19 protein-coding genes are annotated in these 23,918 nt (G+C 31.0%); 12 read left to right on the top strand and 7 right to left on the bottom strand.

Annotated elements, in window-relative coordinates; all coding sequences use genetic code 11:
- Positions 1-60: 60 nt before the first annotated feature.
- Entirely contained in the window at positions 61-1,380 is a 1,320-nt protein-coding gene (gene rseP, locus AC34EU_RS04320; protein WP_489696079.1) for an RIP metalloprotease RseP, read from the bottom strand.
- 127 nt (positions 1,381-1,507) lie between these two features.
- On the opposite strand from rseP, the gene AC34EU_RS04315 reads away from it, so the two are divergent.
- Genes AC34EU_RS04315 through feoB form a run of 3 tightly spaced genes read left to right on the top strand, consistent with a single transcriptional unit; the run spans position 1,508 to position 4,567 of the window.
- Positions 1,508-2,185 (top strand): SCO family protein, encoded by a 678-nt coding sequence (locus tag AC34EU_RS04315; protein WP_487533859.1) that lies wholly within the window; start codon positions 1,508-1,510, stop codon positions 2,183-2,185.
- 56 nt (positions 2,186-2,241) lie between these two features.
- Positions 2,242-2,478 (top strand): FeoA family protein, encoded by a 237-nt coding sequence (locus tag AC34EU_RS04310; RefSeq protein ID WP_487533858.1) that lies wholly within the window; start codon positions 2,242-2,244, stop codon positions 2,476-2,478.
- Positions 2,471-4,567: a ferrous iron transport protein B gene (feoB, locus tag AC34EU_RS04305; protein WP_487533857.1), complete on the top strand. Its 2,097-nt coding sequence runs from the start codon at positions 2,471-2,473 to the stop codon at positions 4,565-4,567. Before AC34EU_RS04310 ends, feoB begins: the two co-directional genes overlap by 8 nt.
- 121 nt (positions 4,568-4,688) lie before the next feature.
- Here the strand turns inward: feoB and AC34EU_RS04300 are convergent, their stop codons facing one another.
- On the bottom strand, positions 4,689-5,984 hold the full coding sequence (locus tag AC34EU_RS04300) for an aminopeptidase P family protein (protein WP_487533856.1): 1,296 nt from the start codon (positions 5,982-5,984) through the stop codon (positions 4,689-4,691).
- A 92-nt stretch (positions 5,985-6,076) separates the two neighbouring features.
- On the opposite strand from AC34EU_RS04300, the gene AC34EU_RS04295 reads away from it, so the two are divergent.
- The 4 genes from AC34EU_RS04295 to AC34EU_RS04280 all read left to right on the top strand — a co-directional run bounded on the left by AC34EU_RS04295 (position 6,077) and on the right by AC34EU_RS04280 (position 12,442).
- On the top strand, positions 6,077-8,905 hold the full coding sequence (locus tag AC34EU_RS04295; protein ID WP_487533855.1) for a glycosyl hydrolase: 2,829 nt from the start codon (positions 6,077-6,079) through the stop codon (positions 8,903-8,905).
- A 129-nt stretch (positions 8,906-9,034) separates the two neighbouring features.
- On the top strand, positions 9,035-9,685 hold the full coding sequence (locus AC34EU_RS04290) for a succinate dehydrogenase cytochrome b subunit (protein ID WP_487533854.1): 651 nt from the start codon (positions 9,035-9,037) through the stop codon (positions 9,683-9,685).
- 3 nt (positions 9,686-9,688) lie between these two features.
- Positions 9,689-11,692: a fumarate reductase/succinate dehydrogenase flavoprotein subunit gene (locus AC34EU_RS04285; protein WP_487533853.1), complete on the top strand. Its 2,004-nt coding sequence runs from the start codon at positions 9,689-9,691 to the stop codon at positions 11,690-11,692.
- A gap of 3 nt (positions 11,693-11,695) precedes the next feature.
- Positions 11,696-12,442, top strand: a complete 747-nt coding sequence (locus tag AC34EU_RS04280; RefSeq protein WP_487533852.1) for a succinate dehydrogenase/fumarate reductase iron-sulfur subunit — start codon at positions 11,696-11,698, stop codon at positions 12,440-12,442.
- A gap of 7 nt (positions 12,443-12,449) precedes the next feature.
- Here AC34EU_RS04280 and AC34EU_RS04275 read toward each other — a convergent pair whose 3' ends face one another.
- A complete protein-coding gene (locus AC34EU_RS04275; RefSeq protein WP_487533851.1) occupies positions 12,450-13,595 on the bottom strand; it encodes a serine hydrolase domain-containing protein in 1,146 nt (381 codons plus the stop codon).
- A gap of 31 nt (positions 13,596-13,626) precedes the next feature.
- Here AC34EU_RS04275 and AC34EU_RS04270 point away from each other — a divergent pair, with 31 nt between their 5' ends.
- Positions 13,627-14,403, top strand: a complete 777-nt coding sequence (locus tag AC34EU_RS04270) for a nitrilase family protein (RefSeq protein ID WP_487533850.1) — start codon at positions 13,627-13,629, stop codon at positions 14,401-14,403.
- On the opposite strand, the gene AC34EU_RS04265 is transcribed toward AC34EU_RS04270, so the two are convergent.
- Positions 14,390-16,000, bottom strand: coding sequence for an Ig-like domain-containing protein (locus tag AC34EU_RS04265; RefSeq protein ID WP_487533849.1), 1,611 nt, complete (start codon positions 15,998-16,000; stop codon positions 14,390-14,392). The genes AC34EU_RS04270 and AC34EU_RS04265 overlap by 14 nt on opposite strands.
- Before the next feature lie 124 nt (positions 16,001-16,124).
- Between AC34EU_RS04265 and AC34EU_RS04260 the strand changes: the two genes are divergently transcribed.
- The 4 genes from AC34EU_RS04260 (at position 16,125) to AC34EU_RS04245 (ending at position 20,483) form a co-directional block, all read left to right on the top strand.
- Entirely contained in the window at positions 16,125-17,666 is a 1,542-nt protein-coding gene (locus AC34EU_RS04260; protein WP_487533848.1) for a glycine--tRNA ligase, read from the top strand.
- A 103-nt stretch (positions 17,667-17,769) separates the two neighbouring features.
- A complete protein-coding gene (locus AC34EU_RS04255; RefSeq protein WP_487533847.1) occupies positions 17,770-18,531 on the top strand; it encodes an exodeoxyribonuclease III in 762 nt (253 codons plus the stop codon).
- A 9-nt stretch (positions 18,532-18,540) separates the two neighbouring features.
- A complete protein-coding gene (locus tag AC34EU_RS04250) occupies positions 18,541-19,437 on the top strand; it encodes an OmpA/MotB family protein (protein WP_487533846.1) in 897 nt (298 codons plus the stop codon).
- An 8-nt stretch (positions 19,438-19,445) separates the two neighbouring features.
- Positions 19,446-20,483, top strand: a complete 1,038-nt coding sequence (locus tag AC34EU_RS04245) for an aldo/keto reductase (protein ID WP_487533845.1) — start codon at positions 19,446-19,448, stop codon at positions 20,481-20,483.
- 6 nt (positions 20,484-20,489) lie between these two features.
- Here the strand turns inward: AC34EU_RS04245 and AC34EU_RS04240 are convergent, their stop codons facing one another.
- The 3 genes from AC34EU_RS04240 to AC34EU_RS04230 are packed head-to-tail and all read right to left on the bottom strand — an operon-like array spanning position 20,490 to position 23,905.
- Positions 20,490-21,638 carry a serine hydrolase domain-containing protein gene (locus AC34EU_RS04240; RefSeq protein ID WP_487533844.1) on the bottom strand — a complete coding sequence of 383 codons (1,149 nt, stop codon included), beginning with the start codon at positions 21,636-21,638 and terminating at the stop codon, positions 20,490-20,492.
- Positions 21,638-22,618, bottom strand: a complete 981-nt coding sequence (gene hemB / locus AC34EU_RS04235; RefSeq protein WP_487533843.1) for a porphobilinogen synthase — start codon at positions 22,616-22,618, stop codon at positions 21,638-21,640. The genes AC34EU_RS04240 and hemB overlap by 1 nt, the downstream gene beginning before the upstream one ends.
- Positions 22,619-22,621: 3 nt before the next feature.
- The gene (locus AC34EU_RS04230) at positions 22,622-23,905 is read right to left on the bottom strand and encodes a cation:proton antiporter domain-containing protein (protein ID WP_487533842.1); all 1,284 of its coding nucleotides are present in this window, start codon (positions 23,903-23,905) and stop codon (positions 22,622-22,624) included.
- Positions 23,906-23,918 lie beyond the last annotated feature (13 nt).

Here is a 23,918-nt window from a genome sequence, read left to right as displayed (position 1 = left end):
AAAAAACAAGTTTATTTTTTATTTAAACTAAGAGAGGATTAATTGGATTTAAATAATCTTTTACCCGAAAATTGCACGATAAACATCATTTCCATTTGCATATAAAACTAAAGACATCAATAAGAAAAATCCAAATACTTGTGCATATTCCATGAATTTATCATTTGGCTTTCTGCCTGAGACTAGCTCATAAAGTAAAAACATAACATGTCCTCCATCAAGAGCTGGAATTGGTAATAGATTCATAAATGCCAATATGATAGAAATTAGTGCTGTACTTTCCCAGAAACCCCGCCAGTCCCATGTTGGAGGAAATAGCCCCCCAATTGAAGCAAATCCTCCAAGTTGTGATGCTCCTTTTTTGGAAAACACATATTTAAATTGTGAAACATAGTCTAAAAGAGTCCAATAAGCTTTTTGATAGCCTCTAGAAATACTTTCTGACATTGTGAAGCTTAGTTGAGTGGGAGTAATAACAGGAATCTTAAGACCTACCCCAATCGTATTGTCATCTCTTAAGCTTATTGTTTTTGAAATAACCCTACCTTTTCTTTTAACGTCGAGAACCACTGATTTTGAACTACTTTCTTTAACTAATTTTGTAAAATCTTGCCATTTAATGATTGATGTTCCATTTACTGATAAAATCAAATCTTCTGAAATTAAATTTGCTTTTTGTGCTGGAGAATTTGGTTCAATCGAATCAATAATAGGTTGAACTAAAGCAGTAAAAGGTAACATATTTCCTGTCTCAAACATTTGAACTCCTATATTCTCAGGAATAGTTAAAATTTCATTTTTTCCATCAAAGTGCTCAACCTTAACACTTGAAACATTTCTTAAAAACAAATATTTAGAAATATCAGCTATGTTTTCAAGATCATTCCCATTTACCTCTAAAATTTTATCTCCATCTTTAAACCCGTATGGTTTCATAATTTCAGCTACTTCATAGCCTCCGGGTAAATCTTCATTTGTTATTATAGTTTTTCCCCAAATGAAAGCAACCATCATATAAATTAAAAATCCAAGAATAAGATTAACGGTAACCCCACCTAGCATTATAATTAATCGCTGCCAAGCTGGCTTTGATCTAAATTCCCATGGTTCAGGATCTTTATTTAAATGTTCGGTGTCCATACTTTCATCTATCATTCCCGCTATTTTAACATAGCCACCTAAAGGAAGCCAACCAATACCGTATTCAGTTTCCCCAATTTTTTTCTTAAACAATGAGAATTTAATATCAAAAAATAAATAAAATTTCTCTACTCGGGTCTTGAATAATTTTGCTGGTATAAAATGCCCTAACTCATGTAAAACGATAAGTATCGATAGACTTAAAAGTAGTTGAGACCCTTTAATAAAAAATAAACTCATGTAAAATTAATTTGGGCCCAAAATTAGTGTTTTTTAATTGACCACAAAAATCTCATATCTCTTAAATAATAGTTTATCGATATTGCTTTTATGTATCTTTGTAATCATTAAGATTAATTCATAAAAATTGAAAAGTTTTTTTTTAAAATACAAAGTCTTCTTATCTGTATTTTCATTTATATGTATAATAATTTTGATGTTGTTTTATGATGCATTAAAACCAAAAAGAATTTTACCAATCTATAGCCCTGCAATGGTTAATTTTGAGCTTGTAGATAGTAGTATGCAGCATGTAAAAAAATTTCATAGAATAGCTGACTTTAAACTTAAAAATCAAAATAATAAATGGGTAACTCAAAATACATTTGAAAATAAGATTTACGTAGCTGATTTTTTCTTCACTACATGTCCCTCAATATGTCCGATAATGACAGAAAACATGTCGGTTATTCAAAATACTTTTAAAAATGATTCTTCAGTTCTACTTTTATCACACTCCGTTACTCCTAAAATAGATTCAGTAGCTCAATTAAAAAAATATGCATTAGAAAAGGGAATCATTGATGAGAAATGGCATTTAGTAACAGGCCCAAAAAAAGAAATTTATGATTTGGCTCGACAATCTTATCTAGCTGTTAAAACAAATGTTGATGGTAACTTATATGATATGATCCATACAGAAAATTTTATTTTAATAGACCCAGATAAAAGAATTAGAGGATTTTATGATGGCACAGTAAAGGAGGATATGAAAGAAATACAAAATGACATACTTAACCTAAAAGCCGAATATTCAATTAATTAAATTCATACTTAAGAAATAAAAATAACTATTTTTGTTTCCTTGAAACTTAAAAAAAAATGAAATCTTTAGACAAATTGGTGCCTGGAGAAAAGGGTGTAATAATTCAATTTGAAACTGCCAATTTGCCTTTGAAGTTGATAGAAATGGGATGCCTTCCCGGGAATGAGGTTGAATTACTTTACCTAGCTCCATTCAATGACCCATTGTATCTTAAAGTTGATGGAACTCATATTGCTATAAGAAAAGACTTAGCGTGTCAAATTTTTATTGATTCAATTAAAGAATATGATTAAGTCTATAAATGTTGCTTTAATTGGAAATCCAAATACGGGCAAAACTTCTGTGTTTAATAAATTGACAGGTCTTAATCAAAAGGTTGGAAATTATCCTGGAATAACTGTCGAGAAAAAAGAAGGCTATTGCACTTTAGATAGAATGACTAAAGCACATTTAATAGATCTTCCAGGAACATATAGTGTAAATGCTTCATCAATAGACGAAAGCATTGTTCTTGAATTATTAATGAATAAAAACAATCGTGATTATCCAGATGTTGCTGTTGTCATTACAGATGTAGAAAATTTAAAAAGAAATCTATTATTATTTACTCAGGTTAAGGATTTAAACATACCAGCAATCTTAGCTATAAATATGTCTGATCGAATGATTCGAAAGGGTATAAAAATTGACATTGATTTATTAGAAAAAAAGCTGGACACTAAAGTTGCTTTAATTAGTGTTAGAGAAAATAAAGGTTTTGAAACACTCAAAGAATTATTGATTAATTATAGAAGATTATCAAAGTCAAATTTTTTAGACCTTAAAAATATTGATAAGGAATATTTTAAAAATCTTCAAAAAGTATTTCCTAATGAGCAATTATACAAACTTTGGTTAGTAATTACTCAAGACACTAATTTTGGGGATATAGATAGAAATGAAATTAAAAACTTTAATGGTTTTTCAACCTATTCTGATCAAATAATTAAAAGACTTCAACAACGGGAAACTATAAAAAGATATCAGGTAATTAATAGTATTTTAAAATCAACCTATTCTGTAAATATTAACAATGCGACTGATTTAAGAAGCCGTATAGATAGAGTATTGATTCATAAATTTTGGGGTTATGTTATTTTCTTTTTTTTGTTATTATTAATATTTCAATCTATATACGATTGGAGTAGCTATCCAATGGATTTTATTGATTCAACCTTCGCGTCCTTAAGTGATAGTGTTAAGAAAAATTTTCCTCCGGGATTATTCACTAATCTGATCTCTGAGGGAATTATTACTGGAATTGGAGGTATTGTTATTTTTATTCCACAAATTTCTTTTTTATTTTTTTTTATATCTATCCTAGAAGAATCGGGCTATATGAGTAGAGTCGTGTTTCTTATGGATAGAGGTCTCAGAAAGTTCGGTTTAAGCGGTAAAAGTGTAATTCCATTAATTTCTGGAACAGCTTGTGCTATTCCTGCTGTAATGGCAACAAGAAATATAGAAAACTGGAAAGAAAGGCTTATAACAATACTAGTTACTCCATTTACAACCTGTGCAGCAAGACTCCCAGTGTATCTAATTATCATAGCATTAGTTATTCCTGATCAGAGGTGGATGGGTATGAACATACAAGGAATAACTCTAATGGGTTTATATTTGTTAGGGTTTTTAACAGCACTTGTTTCTTCTTCTATTTTGACAAAGGTTCTTAAGATAAATCACAAAACTTATTTTGTTGTTGAGCTTCCAGATTATAAAATGCCTTTGCTAGGAAATGTGTTTATTAACGTTTTAGAAAAAGTTAAAGCATTTGTTTTTGAAGCTGGAAAAATTATTTTGTCAATTTCAATTATCTTATGGGGATTGGCTTCTTTTGGGCCTGGAGAGAATTTTAAAAATGCTGAAGAAATTGTGAAATCGAATCCTCGATCATCAGAATGGTCTTCAGAGGCTTTAGACTATCAAATTGGATCATATAAACTTGAACATTCTTACATTGGAATTATGGGAAAATCTATAACTCCAATCATAAGTCCATTAGGTTACGATTGGAAAATTGGAATAGCACTTATAACTTCATTTGCTGCGCGTGAAGTTTTTGTTGGAACCTTAGCTACGATTTATAGTGTTGGCCAAGAAAATGAAATGACAATTAAAGAAAAAATGAGAAGTGAATTAAAATCAAATGGTCAACCAATGTTTGATTTACCTACTGGAATTTCATTACTTCTTTTTTATGCATTTGCAATGCAATGTATGAGCACATTAGCTATTGTTCGCAGAGAGACAAATTCATGGAAATGGCCATTATTACAATTGGTGTCGATGACTTTAATTGCCTACCTTGCTGCATTAATAGCTTATCAAACATTATCATAATGGTATATTTTCAGGGTTTTATGGTCTTGATAGCTGGTTTTTTTTCATTAAGATATGTTATAAAAAGTCTTTTTTATAGATCAAAAAATGATAAGGACTGTGGCCCAGATTGTGGATGTCACTAATTTTTATTCATTAAATCTTCAATCTCTTCAATTTCTATAGGAATTTTTTCCATTAAATTTTTAGGTTCACCATTTTCCTGAACAACAACATCGTCTTCTAGTCTTACACCAAATCCCTCTTCAGGGATATAAATTCCGGGTTCAACTGTAAAAACCATATTTGCTTTAAGAGGGTCTTGTAAAAGGCCATAATCATGAGTGTCAAGGCCGATATGATGTGAGGTTCCGTGCATAAAATATCTTTTATATGCCGGTAAGTCAGACTCTTGATTTTGAAGATCAGCTTTATCAAGCAAACCAAGTTTTAGTAGTTCAGCTGTCATGATTTCTCCAACCTCAACATGATACTCCTCCCAATATGCTCCAGGAATTAATAATTTAGTTGCCTTTTTCTTAACAGTTAAAACCGAATTATAAACTGCTTTTTGACGATCATTGAACTTTCCTGACACTGGCAATGTTCGGGTTAAATCACTTGAGTAATTACCATATTCAGCTGCAACATCTAAAAGAATTAATTCTCCATCTTCACACTGGTTGTTATTTTTAATATAATGAAGGATATTTGCGTTTTTACCTGAGGCAATTATTGGCGTATATGCAAACCCCTTAGATTTATTTTTCATAAACTCATGAGCCAATTCAGCCTCAATTTCATACTCCCAAATTCCTGGTTTAATAAAACTAAATAACCTTCTTATGCCTTTTTCTGTAATATTACAGGCTATTTGAATTTGTTTAATTTCTTCAGCTGACTTCACAGATCTTAATTTCTGTAAAATAGGATTACTTTTCGCGACATTATGGGCAGGATATTTTTTTTTCGCCCATTCTATAAATCTATCTTCTCTTGTTTGAGTTTCAACAGAAGCCCTGTAATGTTCATTGGTGTTAAAGTAAAATAATTCAGATTGAGTGGTCAATTTAAAAAACATATTCTCAAAATCTGAAATCCATAAAATTGTTTCAATACCAGATAACTTATTTGCTTGTGTTTTAGATAATTTTTCACCTTCCCAAACGGCAATATGATCATTGGTCTCCTTAATGAATAGTATTTCTCTGTGTCTTGGATTTTTTGCTTCTGGAAAAAGCAATAAAATTGTTTCTTCTTGATCAATACCAGTTAGATAAAAAAGATCTCTATGCTGAGCAAAGGGAAGAGTGCTGTCTGCACTAATTGGATAGATATCATTAGAGTTAAAAACTGCAAGTCCAAGAGAATCAAGATTATTTGAAAAATTAGCTCTATTTTTTTTATAAACGGATGATGAAATAGGGGTGTAGCGCATTTATAATTATTTATTAACGAAGATAATGGGTTTTAAATAAACATTTACCAGTCATTTTTTTACTAATTTAACAAATAATAGAAATTACAATTATGATAAAAAAAATTATTTTCATTTCGCTCTTAAGTGGTTTACTGTTCTCCCAAGTCAAACCTATTGCATTAGACACATATGAATCAAGTAAATTTCATTTATTAAATCAAAAAGATTCAAGATTTAAAAATATACACTTTGCAGCTATAGGTCCTGCAATTATGAGCGGTAGAGTTGTTGCTTTAGATGTTAATCCTAAAGAATCCTCGGAGTTTTATGTAGCGTATGCATCTGGAGGGATATGGCACACAAAAGATAATGGAATTAGTTTTACTCCAATAATGAATAATGCTCCAACACAAAATGTTGGAGAGATTTCAATGCACTGGCCTTCAAATACATTATGGGTTGGAACAGGAGAAAACAACTCCTCTAGATCCTCATATGCAGGAATTGGAATCTTGAGAACTAAAGATAATGGTAAAACATGGACTCATCACGGTTTATCTAACACCCATCATATAGGAAAAATAATAATAAATCCCGATGATCCAAAACACATAGTGGTTGGATCGACAGGCCCTCTATATTCTTTGAGTGAAGCACGCGGAATATATGTTTCAAAAGATGAAGGTGTTAATTGGAAAAAAACCCTGTATATCAACAACCAAACTGGTATAATTGATATGGCTCAATCTCTAAAAAATCCATTAATAATTTTTGCAACCTCTTGGGAAAAAGATCGAAAAGCATGGAATTTTAAGGGTAATGGTTCTTCTTCTGGAATATATAAAAGTTTAGATTTTGGTGAGACCTGGCGATTAGTAAGTAAACCTAATAGTGGTTTTCCAAATGGAAAGGGAGTTGGTAGAATAGGCTTAGCTGTATATGATAAGGATGTTATTTATGCTATACATGACAGTCAATTTAGAAGAGAAATTAATCAAGATTCTAGCAATTCATTATCAAAAGATGATTTCAAAATCATGAATAAATCAAACTTTTTATCAATGGACAACGACCTATTAAACAAATTCTTAAAAAACAAGGGTTTTCCAAAAAAACATACAGCTAAAAGTTTGAAAAAAATGATTCAAAATGGAAGTTTAAATCCTTTAGATTTATCAATGTATTTGGAAGATGCAAATACTCAGCTTTTTGACACTCCAGTTATAGGTCCTGAAGTATATAAAAGTGAAAATGGAGGCTTAACTTGGAAAAAAACTCATAAAGAATTTCTGGATGGAGTTTACAATAGTTACGGGTATTATTTTGGCCATATTCATGTTGCTCCTAAAAATAAAAAAAAAATATATATCTATGGGGTTCCACTTTTAACTTCTGATGATGGGGGAGAGACATTTTATTCTATTGGAAAAAACAATGTGCATTCAGATCATCATGCTTTATGGATCAATCCGGAAAAACCAGGACATTTAATTAATGGAAATGACGGAGGGGTTAATATCACTTATGATGATGGTGTTAATTGGGTTAAAAATAATTCAACAAACGTAGGTCAGTTTTATTCTGTGAATGTAGATTATGAAACACCATACAATGTATATGGAGGTCTTCAAGATAATGGTGTATGGAAAGGTGCAAACAATTCGATTGAAGATTCAAGATGGCAAGCTACTGGAAAAAACCCTTGGCAAAGGATTTTAGGAGGAGATGGAATGCAAGTGCAGATTGACAAAAGAAATTCAAATATCGTTTATACAGGTTATCAATTTGGAAATTACTTTAGACTAAACTTAGGTGATGGAGAAAGTCCATACAGAAAATCAATAAAGCCTAAACATGAATTAGGAGAATCTCCTTATCGTTATAATTGGCAAACACCAATCCTCTTATCTAAACACAATCAAGACATAGTTTACTTTGGAAGTAATAAACTACATCAATCATTTAATAAAGGAGATTCATGGAATCTAATTTCAGGGGATCTTACATTCGGAGGTAAAAAGGGAAATGTAGCTTACGGAACAATAACAACAATTTCAGAATCACCGTTTAAATTTGGTCTTTTATACACTGGAAGTGATGATGGAAAGGTGTCTTTGACTCTTAATGGTGGAGTAACTTGGGATATTATTGCTGAAAACTTACCCAAAGATTTATGGGTTAGCAGGGTGGTTGCATCTTCTCACATTAAAAGCCGTGTGTATTTAACTTTTAACGGATACAGGAGTGATGATTTTAAATCATATGTATATGTAAGTAATGATTATGGAAAAACATGGGTCTCAATAATAATGGGATTACCAGATAGCCCAGTAAATATAATTTATGAAGACCCAAAAAAGTCCAATATTTTATATTTAGGAAATGATATTGGGACATATATATCATTAAATAATGGAAAAAATTGGGAAGCATTTCAAAAGGGACTAACAACTGCAGCTGTTCACGACTTAGTAGTTCAATCTGAGGCAAATGATTTAATAATAGGAACACACGGAAGATCAATTTTTAAAAGCAATATAGAATTAGTTCAATCACTTACTCCAGAAATATTAAATAAACCAATTCATTTATTTGAAATTAAACCTCTAAAGTTTTCCAAAAGATGGGGATCAAGAAGGGCTGTATGGTCAGACACCTATAAGCCATTTTTTAGATTCGCTATTTGGTCAAAATTAGCAGGAAAATCTTTAGTAAGTATAAGGTCAAATAAGGGAATTCTTGTTTATGAAAAGGAAGTAATTTTAGATATTGGATTTAATGAAGTTGAATATAATTTATCAATCGATAAAGAAGTAAAATCAAATAATAATAATTTCCATTTAGGAGATGATGGAACATATTATTTACCCATTGGAAGGTATAGTTTGAATGTCAAAAAACAAGGTAAAACACAAAGCAAATTCTTTAGCGTAAATTAAAACATTTACTATCGTATTAAAATTATTAGCTTTTACCTTATAAAGATTCATTAAAAATAGCAAAACAAGGTTGGTCGTCTAGTGATTGTGGCTTAATTTTGTTTTGAAGAGTTTAATGTAATTTTCTGTATGACTTTATCATCGATAGCAAGAAAGGTTGCCATGGCACTTTCTGGTTTGTTTTTAGTTTTTTTTCTTGCTCAACACTTTACTATAAATCTTACTTCTGTTTTCAGCGAAGAGATGTTTAACTCAATATCTCATTTTATGGGAACAAACCCTCTTGTTCAATTTATTTTGCAGCCTGTCTTGATTTTTGGAGTAGTGTTTCACTTTGTGATGGGTTTTATTTTAGAAATAAAAAACAATAAAGCAAGAACTAATAATTATGAATCCTATAAAGGTTCTGAAAATGCAAATTGGATGTCAAGAAATATGATTTTTTCTGGCCTAGCTATTCTGTCGTTTTTAGTTTTACATTTTTATGATTTTTGGGTTCCAGAAATGAATTATAAATATATAGAAGTTCTTCCAGATGATCCAAATCGTTATTATGGAGAACTGGTTCATAAATTTCAAAGCCCTTATAGAGTTGTCTTTTATTCAATTTCTTTTGTTTTTTTAGCCCTTCACTTATTTCATGGATTTAGTTCTGCTTTTCAATCAGTTGGCTTCAATAATAAATTCATGATAGGAGTGAAAAAGTTTACAATAGCTTTTTCTTTTATAATTCCGTTAGGATTTGTTTTTATTGCAATATTTCATCATTTAAACGGATAAACTATGGCACAAATGGATTCAAAAACACCTAAAGGGTCTCTTTCAGAAAAGTGGACTAATCATAAAAGCAATATAAATCTTGTTAGTCCTGCAAATAAAAGATTAATTGATGTAATTGTTGTTGGAACTGGGTTAGCAGGAGCTTCAGCGTCTGCTACACTTGCAGAATTGGGATATAATGTTAAGACATTTTGTTTTCAAGATTCTCCAAGAAGAGCTCATTCAATTGCAGCTCAGGGAGGCATTAATGCTGCAAAAAATTATCAGGGTGATGGAGATTCGACACATCGTCTTTTCTATGACACTATCAAGGGAGGTGACTATCGCTCTAGAGAAGGAAATGTGCATCGATTAGCTGAAGTTTCAGCCAACATAATTGATCAATGTGTTGCTCAGGGAGTTCCATTTGCCAGAGATTATGGAGGATTGCTTGATAATAGATCATTTGGTGGGGTGTTAGTGTCAAGAACTTTTTATGCTAAAGGCCAAACTGGGCAACAGTTATTATTAGGGGCCTATTCTGCAATGAATCGTCAAATAGGAAGAGGAAAAATAAAAATGTATAATCGTCATGAGATGATGGATTTGGTTCTTGTAAATGGAAAAGCAAGAGGAATCATCACAAGAAATCTTGTGAACGGAAAATTAGAAAGACATAGCGCGCATGCAGTTGTAATTGCCTCTGGTGGATATGGAAATGTTTTTTTCTTATCTACAAATGCCATGGGGTCAAATGTAACTGCAGCCTGGAAAATCCACAAAAAAGGAGCTCATTTTGCAAATCCATGTTTTACTCAGATACACCCAACGTGCATTCCTGTTTCTGGAGATCATCAATCAAAGCTTACCTTAATGTCTGAATCTCTCAGAAATGATGGTAGAATATGGGTTCCAAAGAACATAGAAGATGTTAAGTCTATAAGAGAAGGTAGTTTAAACCCTACTCATATTAATGAGGAAAATAGAGATTATTATTTAGAAAGACGCTATCCTGCTTTTGGAAATCTGGTTCCTAGAGATGTTGCATCGAGAGCTGCAAAAGAAAGATGTGATGAAGGTTATGGAGTTAATAAAACAGGTGAAGCTGTTTACCTTGATTTTTCTTCCGCAATAGAAAGATATGGAAAAGAAGAAGCACATGTCAAGGGTTTAAATGAAGAAGATAAGCCTTTAATTAATAAATTAGGTCAAAAAATTATCAGATCTAAATATGGCAACTTATTTCAGATGTACGAGAAAATAGTAGATCAAGATCCATATGAAACCCCTATGATGATTTATCCAGCAGTCCATTATACTATGGGAGGTGTATGGGTAGACTACAATTTAATGACTTCGATTCCTGGTTGTTATGCCATTGGTGAAGCTAATTTTTCTGATCATGGAGCTAATAGATTGGGAGCTTCAGCATTAATGCAAGGCTTGGCAGACGGATATTTTGTTTTGCCTTATACTATTGGAGATTATTTATCTGAAGATATTCGTACTGGAAAAATTTCAATTGACACTCCGGAATTTATTAAGGCTGAGGAAGAAGTAAGAGTTCGTCTGGCAAAGTTTATTTATAATAAAGGAGAAAATTCTGTAGACTATTATCACAGAAAATTAGGTAAGATAATGTGGGATAAATGTGGAATGTCTAGAAATGCAAAAGAATTAAAAGAAGCAATGAGTGAAATTAAAATTTTGCGAAAAGATTTTTATGAAAACGTAAGAGTTCCTGGAGGTTTAGATGAGTTTAATGAAGAATTAGCAAAAGCTGGAAGAGTTGCTGATTTTTTAGAGTTAGGAGAGTTGTTTGCTAAAGATGCTTTAGAGAGAACCGAGTCTTGCGGAGGACACTTCAGAGAAGAGTCTCAAACACCTGAAGGAGAAGCACTACGTGATGATAAATTTTTTAATTTTGTTTCTGCATGGGAATATAAAGGTGAACCTTCAGATGCCACATTAAGAAAAGAGATGCTTTATTATGAAGAGATAGAAGTTAAAACACGATCATATAAATAAAACATGAATTTAACATTAAAAATTTGGCGTCAATCAAATTCTGAATCAAAGGGAAAGATGGTAGAGTATCCTATCTCTGATGTTTCTCCTGATATGTCCTTTCTAGAAATGATGGATTTTTTAAATGGCCGACTTATAAATAAAGGTGAAGAGCCTGTTGCTTTTGATCATGACTGTAGAGAAGGGATATGTGGTATGTGCTCTATGTTTATAAATGGAGAAGCACACGGTCCAGATAGACTAGTAACCACCTGTCAATTGCATATGAGAAAGTTTAAGGATGGTGAAACAATAACAATTGAACCATTTAGAGCAAATGCTTTCCCTGTAATTAAAGATTTGGTGGTAGATAGGTCTTCATTTGATAGAATTCAACAAGCAGGAGGTTTTGTTAGCGTAAACACTTCTGGAAACACACAAGATGCAAATTCAATTCCAATTGAAAAGTATGATGCTGATCGTGCATTTGATGCTGCTACCTGTATAGGCTGTGGCGCTTGTGTGGCTAGTTGTAAAAATGCATCTGCAATGCTTTTTGTTGCAGCTAAGGTTTCTCAATTTTCCTTATTACCTCAGGGAAAAATAGAAGCTACAGATCGGGTAAGAAATATGGTCAAACAAATGGATGAAGAAGGTTTTGGGAACTGTACAAATACTGGAGCTTGTGAGGTTGAGTGCCCCAAAGGTATTTCTTTAGAAAACATTGCTAGAATGAACAGGGAATACATATCAACCCTTTTTAAGAGCTAATTTCTTATTAAAGAGCCTTAAAAAGATGTTCCATGAATTCATATAATTTTTTTGGTTCCAACCACCTTGCTACAACTACTATTTTTTCATCAGGTATTATAATTATATAGTTACCACCAAAGCCTGAAGCATAGTATATATTTGAAGGAATTTTTTTCCAAAAACGTTTTCCTTTAGGGTTGTTTAGCCACCACATATATCCATAACTTGGATTTGCTTCAGATGGAGAAGTAGCTTTTTTAATCCATTCTTCACTAATAAGTTGCTTACCATTCCAATTACCATTGGATAAAAACAATAAGCCAAAACGAGCATGGTCAAGAGTGTTAATAAACATTCCGCCACCAGAATGACCTCCTCCAGATACAGACTGTAGCCATTGTCCATCAATATTCACCCATGAATTGTCGTAGCCATACCATCTCCATGAACTCGATGCTCCAATTTGATCCATAATATTGTTCCTGAGAATTTTTGGTAAAGGCTCTCTAAAAACATTCAATAAGGAATACGCTAAGACATTTACTCTTACATCGTTATATTTATAATGAGAACCAGGTTTATGGAGCTTTCTGTATCGCATACTATCAATGGATTTTGAAATTGGTCTGTCTCCCCAATCAAATGTCTCCCACAATTCGCCAGACCAATCAGATGACTGATTTAACAAGTGAGTCCATGTAATTTTATTATTATGATTTCCTTTAAAGGTTTTATCCCAGACTCTTTCACTTAATTTTTCATCTAGATTAGGGATCAAGCCTTTATCATAAGCTATTCCAGCAACTGTTGAAAGATAACTTTTTGTTACGCTAAAAGTCATGTCTACTCTTTTGAGATCTCCCCACTTGCCTATAATATATCCGTTCTTTAAAATAACCCCAGCAGGTCCTCCTCTTTTTTTTGTTGGGCCTAAAATTTTGTGAAATGGTTCTCTAGAAAACCCTTTTAATATAGCTATTCTTAGATCAGGATCTCCAGAATACTCATTAGAAGTAGCAAAATCAATTGCATTACGTATTTTTAAATTGTCAATTTTGTATAACTCGGGACTAACCTCTTTCCATTGAACATTTTTTTCAGGAAAATAAAAATTTTGAGCATTTATACATGTAGAAGTTAATAATAAAAATAAAAAAGTTAAATTCTTCATAGTTTTATAAAATTGATTTATTCATAAAGTTATGAAAGATAAACTAACTGTTGCTTTAGTTCAAACAGATTTAGTCTGGGAAAATCCAGTATTAAATAGAAGTTTAATTGAAAAAAAAATACTTAATGAAAAATCTAAAATAGATTTATTCATTCTACCTGAAATGTTTACTTCTGGTTTTACGATGCATCCAAAAACAGTTGCAGAGTCGATGCAAGGCGACTCTATAATTTGGCTAAAAAAACTTTCAAAAATTAAAAATGCTGCAATTTGCGGAAGTTTAGTGATCAGAGAGAAAAAATGTTTTTATAACAGACTTGTTTTTGTTGAGCCTGACGGTTGTATTAGTTCTTATGACAAACGACATACTTTTAAAATGGCAGGAGAAGGAGAATCATATTGTTCTGGCTCAAATTTTGGTTTAATTGAATATAATGGATGGAAAATACTATTGAGAATATGCTACGACCTTCGTTTTCCTGTTTGGTCAAGAAATGTTGATGATTATGAATTATTAATTTATGTGGCTAACTGGCCATCACCTAGAATTAATGCTTGGGATAATTTAATAATTGCTAGAGCTATAGAAAATGTTTCTTACTGTATTGGTGTTAATCGCATTGGGTTAGATGAAAACAAAAATAGTTATCCAGGTCATTCACTTGTGATAGATTCTTTGGGTAAAAAAATATTAAACTTAAAGAATAAAGCAGGAGTTTATGTCACGGAATTAGATAAAAATCATTTAAAAAAAATAAGAACTTTTCTGCCATTTTTAGATGAAAAAGACAGTTTTATTTTAGAATAAAAATCTCATTCATTTCCCAGTTAGCTCTAAGCTCAATTGTATCGGAAAAATATATAACTCTTTCAGGCTGAATATTCTTTAAATAACTTCCTGTATCCCATTTTCCATTATTATTATCATCCAAAATAATTCGAGCTTTATAATTTTTAGGATTTAGAAGTTTAAAAGTATATTTTTTCAAGTCATTTTCTTTTAACTTTCTCCTAATAACTTCGTTTTTTAAATTTAAAAGTTCTAAAATAAAATCTTGCTCCTTAATTTCCCAATTTAATCTTAAGGTAATTTCACCATATGAGTCAAATGACTTAGTCGGAAGACTTAAATTAATTGTGTCATTTGTTTCTCCCCAGAAATCTTTAAACGCGTTTGGAAGAATTGATACTGAGTATTTATCGTTTGGCTCAAGATCAAAGTAGACCTGAATAAAATCTTTATTTCTATCTAATATTAAATCAAATGGAAGTGAAATGGAATCGTTATTCCTAATGGTTATAAATTCTTTATTCAATTCAGTTATGGGCAGTGAGCTTTTAAATCTAAGAGTATCGTTTAAATCAATACCTCCATTTTGTTCTGGTAAAACAACTAGTGAATCTAACTCTGGTTTATAAAACTTAACACTTAAGGCATATGTGCTGTCTTTTGTTTTGAGAGCAAATTGAAGAGAGTCAGCTTCAATTTCAGGAAACCAAAAGTTTAAACTGTCTTTTCCCCTTTCTTGAGTTATAAATGTTTTAAACCCAGAAGGGACTGGAGTAATTAATTCAATTGGATTGTCCTCAGGAACCCCATAATATCCAAAAATTATATGGTGATCATTAACGTATTTTGGAGGATCCCAAAAAAACTGTGTCTTTTCCTTAAAAATCCTAAAATTATATAATGTGTCACCCGGCAATGAAACTACTTGATCAATAAAACCTATTTTATCGATACCTTGATCATACAAATAGTTTTTCCCATAGTCTTTTAGTGCAATTAATTTATAATTATCTTTTCTTAAATTTTGAAAATGATATAAAACAGTATCTAAAGTGCTAGTTGCGTATAATGGTTTCTTAAGATAGACTGTTGAATCTTTATAAGTACTATCAATAGGATATAAATATAATGAAACAAAACTTTCACTTTGATCATCAAACGCATCAGAAACTTTCCCTCTTAAAAAAAGTGAATCAATTATTGAGCCTGTTGAAAGAGTGTATGAGAAAAAAGGTAATATGTTTTCTTCATTATTATCCTGGATACTACTTCCGAAATTAAATGTATATGTTGTTTCTTGAGCAAGACTTAAACTGTCAGAAAACTCAATTTTTATTTTTTTAGATATTGCTGATTGAGGCTCTACAGTATATTCGTCAGTCTCTATGGGAGGAGAAATAATTAATTGTTGATTAAGGTCTTTAAGCTTTATATATTCATCAAAGGTAATTGTGATTTTTTTACTTTTAAAAAAAGTAGTTTCATTTTTTGGAGAAGCATTTACCATTATAGGCGGAATGGTATCCTTATAACCCCCAGTAGGGTTGCCTCTTTTAGCACAACTAAACAATAGGAAAACAAAAAGAAATAAAAATAAAAATTGTTTAGGAAGCATAATACAAATTATTCTATAAAAATAATACAATAATTTATTAAGTCTTGATTAAATCAAACTAGACTGTTAATTAATTAATATTAGCCGATTTACTAAAGAGATTAAAAAGACTTATTTTTGCTTTATGACATATCAATCAGATCATTTTAAAAAAACTATATCTCATGCAAAAGAGTATGGTTTTGTTTTTTCGTCAAGTGAAATATATGACGGTTTAAATGCAATATATGACTATGGTCAAAATGGAGTGATGTTAAAAAATAATATTCGTGAATATTGGTGGAAATCTATGGTTCAATTAAATGAAAACATTGTGGGATTGGACTCTGCTATTTTTATGCATCCTACAATTTGGAAAGCCTCTGGACATTTAGATGCTTTTAGTGACCCTTTAATTGACAATAAAGACTCAAATAAACGTTATCGAGCGGACGTTTTAGTAGAAGATTATGTTGCTAAAATTGAACTAAAAATTGAAAAAGAAATTACAAAAGCATCCAAACGTTTTGGAGAACAATTTAATCAAGAACAATTTATTGAAACTAATCCAAGAATAATTGATTATAAAAACAAGGTATCTCTAATACTCAGTCGTTTAAATAAATCATTAGAAGCAGAAGACCTTTCCGATGTAAAGTCTTTAATTGAAGAGCTGAAAATTGCTTGTCCAGAATCTGGATCAAGGAATTGGACAGATGTTAAGCAATTCAATTTAATGTTTGGAACAAAACTTGGCGCTTCCTCGGAATCATCTATAGATTTATATTTAAGACCTGAAACTGCTCAAGGTATTTTTGTAAATTTTTTAAATGTTCAAAAATCAGGGAGAATGAAACTTCCTTTTGGAATAGCTCAGACAGGAAAAGCTTTTAGAAATGAAATAGTTGCTAGACAATTTATTTTCAGAATGAGAGAATTTGAGCAGATGGAAATGCAGTTTTTTGTTTCTCCGGGAGAACAAAAAAAATGGTATAACAAATGGAAAGAAACACGTTTAAGTTGGCACTTGTCTCTAGGCATGGGTCAAGATAATTATCGTTTTCATGATCATGAAAAACTTGCTCACTATGCAGATGCTGCAACTGACATTGAGTTTAAATTTCCATTTGGATTTAAAGAGTTAGAGGGAATTCATTCCCGAACTGATTTTGATCTTTCAAAACACGAAGAATTTTCAGGAAAAAAACTTAAATTTTTTGATCCTGAAAAAAATAAAAATTATACCCCATACGTAGTAGAAACGTCTATTGGGTTAGATCGTATGTTTTTAGCTATTTTTTCCTGGGCTCTTAAAGAAGAGTTAATTGAAGAAGGAAACACAAGAACTGTACTTAAACTACCAGCTATTTTAGCGCCTTATAAAGTAGCCGTGTTACCTCTATTGAAAAAAGATGGTCTACCTGAATTGGCTAGGAAAATATTAGAGGATTTGAAATGGAAATATAATATTTCTTATGACGAAAAAGATGCAGTTGGAAGAAGGTACAGGCGTCAAGATGCTTTAGGAACTCCATTTTGTATTACAGTTGATCATCAGTCTTTAGAAGATAAAACTGTAACTATAAGAGATCGAGACACAATGAATCAGGAACGAATTTCATTTAAAGAGATTTCCGGTTTTTTAGAAGACAAACTGAATATTAAAAACTGGCTACAAAAAATTTAAATTAGTCTTTTACCAACAAATTGATAGCTCTGTTAAAAATATCAATGGTAACTTTTATTAATTTTAGTAAATTTAATTGCTGTTATTATTATTTTGGTAACCAATGAAAATAATTTCATATAATGTAAATGGTATTCGAGCAGCTTTGAAAAAAGGTTTTGCTCAATGGTTAAAGTCTTCAAATCCAGATATTGTTTGTATTCAAGAAATAAAAGCTCAAAAAGATCAGATTGACACAAATATTTTTGAAGATTTAGGGTATAACCATTTCTGGTTTGCAGCTCAAAAAAAAGGATATAGTGGTGTTGGAATTCTATCAAAAAAAAAACCAAATAATATAATTTATGGAACTGGAATACCATCAATGGATTATGAAGGAAGAACCCTTCGTCTTGATTTTGATGAACTTTCAGTAGTCAGTCTATATCTTCCTTCTGGAACAAATACTGAAAGACTTGACTTTAAATTTAAATTCATGAAAGAGTTTCAAGAATATATTAATAAATTGAAAAAAGATTTTCCTCGCATTGTAATATCTGGTGACTATAATATATGTCACAAGCCAATTGATATTCATGATCCAGTTAGAAATAAAACTATTTCTGGATTTTTACCTGAAGAAAGATTATGGCTTGATAATTTTTTAAATAACGGATTTATTGATTCGTATAGATTTTTAAATAAAGAACCACATAATTATAGCTGGTGGAGTTATAGGGCAAACTCCAGGTCGAACAATAAAGGTTGGAGAATTGATTATAACTTAGTCAGTAAAGAATTATCATCTAATATTATAAATTCTTTTATAATGCCCGAAGCTTATCATTCTGACCATTGTCCAGTCGGATTAATTTTAAAATTTTAATTTCATAATATGAAAACATTTTTTCCAATAGTATTTTTTTCCTTTTTAATTAACGGATGTGTATCGTTTAAAACTTTTAATGATATTGAAGATCTTTATGCAAGCCAGAAAATGAAATATAGAACCTCGCAAAATGAAAACAAATTACTTAGTATTAAGATTGATTCTCTTTCTGAGGGACTAGAATTAAAAATTAATTTACTTAAGGTAACTAATGAAAGCTTGACTTTAAAGAAGTCAGAGCTATCAAAATTACAAAATGATTACACTTTTTTATCTTCTAAAAGTGATTCAGATATTAAGGCTAGAATTAATGAAAATAATGGGCTGTTAGATAGTTTAGCACTTAAACAATATGAACTAAGTAAAGGGCTTGAACGAGTAGGAGAGTTAGAAAGACTTGTAATAGAAAAAGAACAAAACCTAAGTCTTCTTAAAAAAAACTTATCAGATGCTCTTTTAAGTTTTAAAGGAAAAGGATTAACGGTAGAGCAAAGAAATGGTAAAGTTTATGTATCAATGGAAAACAAACTTTTATTTAAATCAGGAAGCTGGACAGTGGGTAATGAAGGAAAAAAAGCAATTAATCAATTGTCTAATGTTTTAGCTGAAAATCCTGAAATTAATGTATTAATAGAAGGTCATACTGATAACGTGCCTTATTCAGGAGATGGGCCAATCAAAAACAATTGGGATCTCTCAACTAAAAGAGCAACTTCTATAGTTCAATTATTATTAAATAACAAACAAATTTTACCTCAAAATATTACTGCTGCAGGCAGAGGAGAGTTTCTGCCAGTTGGACCAAACAGTAACGAAAAAGGAAAATCTTCCAATAGAAGAATTGAAGTTATTTTAACTCCCCAGCTTGATGCTATTACTGAGCTATTAGAGAATTTAAATTAAATAAATTAATGGAATATAAAAGGCTTCCAAATACTGATTTGGATGTAAGTAAAATATGCCTGGGAACAATGACTTGGGGAAAACAAAACACTGATTTTGAAGGTCAAGAACAAATGAATTATGCTTTAGATCAAGGAGTTAATTTTTGGGATACTGCAGAATTATATCCAGTTCCAGCTGAATCAAAAACCCATGGGTCAACAGAAGAAATTATAGGCAATTGGTTTAGTAAAAATGGAAAACGTGATCAAATCATATTAGCCTCAAAAATTGCTGGACCTGAAGCATTTAGCTCTCACATAAGAACTAATATGAGCTTCGACAAGACCAACATTGATGAAGCCTTACACAGCAGTTTAAGGCGTTTAAAAACAGATTATATAGATCTGTACCAGCTCCATTGGCCAGAAAGAAAAACAAATAAATTTGGAAAAAGAGGTTTTACCTTTGCGCCTGACGATCCATGGTTAGAAAACTTTGAAAGTGTATTAGATGTTTTACAGGGTCATATTAATTCTGGAAAAATTAGACATGTCGGAATTTCAAATGAAAATCCATGGGGTATGATGAAATTTTTAAATGCATCAAATTCAAATCGCCCAAGAATGGTGTCAATTCAGAATGCATATTCTCTATTATGTAGAGAATTTGAAACAGGTCATTCCGAAATTTGTCATCGTGAAAACATAGGGCTTTTAGCCTATTCGCCTCTTGGTTTTGGTGTCTTGACTGGAAAATACATGAATGGTATAATACCTAAGGGTTCTAGATTAGAGGTTATGCCGAATTACAAAAGATACACAAGTAATGAATGCGCAAAGGCAACAAAACTTTATCATCAACTTGCAATAGATAACGGTCTAACGTTAACGCAATTATCACTTTCTTTTGTCAGTGAAAGAAGTTTTGTCACAAGTAATATTATTGGAGCAACCTCACTAGAACAATTAAAGGAAAATATTGAAACTCATAAAGTGAAACTTTCGAAAGAAATATTATCTGAAATTGATGAGATTCATAATAAAATTCCAAACCCAGCAGTATAAAAATATTTAATCAGTATTATTAATCATTTTAATTGCCTCATCCAAATAGATATGAACATCGCTCCTGGGGTTATTTGGAGTTGATTTGCCTTTTAAATGACCAAGTCTTACAACTATTATATTCTCGTCAGGTAAAACAATAACATATTGACCCAGATGCCCTCTCATTAAAAACACTTTATGACCGTTGAAGTTTTCTAACCACCATGAATATCCATATTCTGGACTTTTTTGAAAACGTGGAGAAATAGATTTAACTACAAATGCTGAGTCAATTAAAGTTTTTCCATTCCATTGACCAAAATCCTTATAGAGCTTTCCAAACCTAGCAAAGTCTCTTGCGTTAGAAGCAATACAGCAAAATGCTTTTTCAATATTATTCTTTTTACTATCCAATTGCCAAAGTGCAGAATTTTCAGCTCCCATAGGATCCCAAAAACTTTTATATAAGTATTCACTGAGACTTTGTCCTGTTGCATTTACTATTGACATTCCAAGTAATTGAGTTGCACCACTTAGATAACTATAACTTTTACCCGGCTCATTAATAATTTCTTGATTTAAGATTAAACTTTTAAGATCATTTATAAAGTAAGAAGAAGCAGTTATTGAAACAGGAGAATAATATTCTTCCTGCCAGTCTAATCCAGAAGACATACTAGACAAATCCCCTAATGTTACTATTTTAGAATAAGACCCTTTTATCTCTGGCAAGAATTGATAAACAGGTTGATCTAGACTTTCAATATAACCATCCATAATGGCTTTACCTAAAAGGGCAGACACAATGCTTTTTGACATGGAAAAAGAGTTGCTTTTCGAGTCTAATCCATAACCATCATAATACTTTTCATAGTATAAACTGTCATTTTTTATAACTAAATAAGCAACTGTTTTATTTTTTTTATTATGTGATTCAAGAAAACTTGAGGGACTAGTTGTGTTATATTTTTTATGAATTGGCCAAGGTTGTGGGTTTGAGGATACTGGAATTTCATTATTATCAAAAACTTTATAATCCGATAAATAACTTGTTGTATGTCCAGTAAAATAAATTTTAGCAACTCCCTCTAAAAACCAGCTATAATTGGAAACATATATACCTCCAAAGATTACAAAAATTATAAAGATTAATATTTTTAATATTTTTTTCATTAATATTGATTTAAAAGCTTAACAGCTTCTTTAGCATGATAACTAGCTATCATAGAAGCTCCAGCTCGCTTAAAAGCAAATAGTTGTTCTATCATCACCTGATTGTAGTCTAAAAATCCTTTTTCTTCAGCAATTTTTAACATAGAATATTCTCCACTGACTTGATAAGCGGCTATAGGAGAATTAATTTTATTAGACAATGAATTAATTATATCTAAGTATGTAATTCCAGGTTTTACCATTATTATATCAGCACCTTCTTCAAGATCTTTCATTGCCTCATTAATAGCTTCTTTTTGGTTTGCAAAGTCCATTTGATAGGTTTTTTTATCTCCAAACCCTGGAGCTGAATCTAAGGCGTTTCTAAATGGCCCATAAAATGATGAAGCATACTTAACACTATAACTCATTATTCCAGTTTCAAAAAACCCTTCAATTTCTAATGCCTCTCGTATTTTCAAAACCCTTCCATCCATCATGTCACTTGGAGCAACAAAATTTGCCCCAGCCGTTGCATGAGAAACAGCCATTTCAGATAACACATCTATTGTGGCATCATTTAAAATTTTAAAATTTTCTACAATTCCATCATGTCCAAAAGATGAATAAGGATCAAGTGCTATATCAGTCATGACTAACATTTCAGGCACACTATTTTTTATTGTTTTAATTGCTCTTTGCATAAGACCATCTTTATTCAAAGCCTCTGTTCCCCTGTTGTCTTTAAGATTGTCATCAACTTTTGTAAAAATTAAAACTGCTTTTAATCCAATTTTCCAAAGTTCTTTTACTTCTTTTTCAAGTAAGTCTAGACTCCATTGGTAATAATTAGGCATTGAAACAATTTCTTTCTTAATATTTTTGCCTTCAACAACAAAAAGAGGCACTATGAAATCATTATTAGAAAGTTGATTTTCTCTAACAAGATCTCGAATAGCTGAGCAACTTCTTAATCGACGGTTACGATTTAATGGATACATATATTAATCATTTATTTTTTTATTTGAAAAATCAGAATCAATTTCTTCATTTCTGGGTATTTCAATTTCAAAAGGAATATTTTCTTTAATTTTATTATTTTTAAGAGTTCCAAATAGCATAACAAGCATTGAGATTAAAATAACTAATAGTAAAACTCTTTCATCTATGATATTAGTTTTAAGACTAGGATCCTTTAAAGTTCCAAGCTGAAGAAAAAGCAAAATACTAATTAACCCTCTGGGAGACATATATAATAAAGGAGCGGTATTAAAACTGAAAGTGCTAAATGAAAGATATAAATATCTTGCTCCAAACATAATTAATAAAACAGTAATAGCATAGAAATATGGTTCAGGCGACATGAAACTGTTTAATGAAATTGAGAATCCAAAAAATAAAAAGAAAAAAGTGCGGACCAAAAAAGTAGATTCGGATGTCAAAACGTGAAATTCATGAAGGCTCTTTTTTGTTTTTTCTGCATTTATAGATTTTGTCATAAAATTTGGTAATAAATCACCTCCATTACCGAGGAATATCCCAAAAATAAAAATTGTTAAAAGAGATGGGAAATGAAAATACTTTCCAATAGCATAGACTAAAATCAAAAGAGCAAGAATTAGAAAAAATTTCACATGATGATCAATACCCTGAATTAGTCTAGCCAGAAGGTAAGTTATCACTAATGAAAGGAAAATTATACCTAAAATTTGTATGCCTAATTGAATTATCGGTGTCAAACTAATCAAAGACTCATTTAAACCTACTTGTTGGATACTATAATTAAAAATTACAACTCCTAAAATATCTGAAAACGTAGATTCATAAATTACAAACTCTTTATCTTTAGTTAATAGTCCACTTGCTGAGGGTATAACTACAGCACTACTTATTATAGAAAGAGGAATAGCATATAACGTAGCAGGATCATTTGGAATTTTCAAAATTGTTGTAAAAAAAACTTTAAGTAATATTATATTAAGTGTTAAGACAATAAAAGCTGCAAAAAAACCAGATAAAATTAGACCTAGCTTTTCTTTTCTTATATCTAATTCAAGTGCGCCTTCCAATACAATAAGGACTAAACCAATGGTTCCTAGAACAGGAATTAATGAGTTTAACAAAACAGTATTATCAAACCCATAACTATTTGCAATAGTTCGAGCGATAATTCCTGTAATCATGAGTAAAATGACAGAAGGAAACTTTGTTTTCTTTGCTATTAAATCAAATAAATATGAAAAAATGATTAATAGAGGTAGTAGGATTAAAATAGATCCAGTATTCATAAAAAAACTTTGA

Source organism: Candidatus Marivariicella framensis (assembly GCF_982709265.1).
The sequence above is the reverse complement of the archived record's forward strand: the minus strand, read 5'-3'. Positions and strand labels throughout refer to the sequence as shown.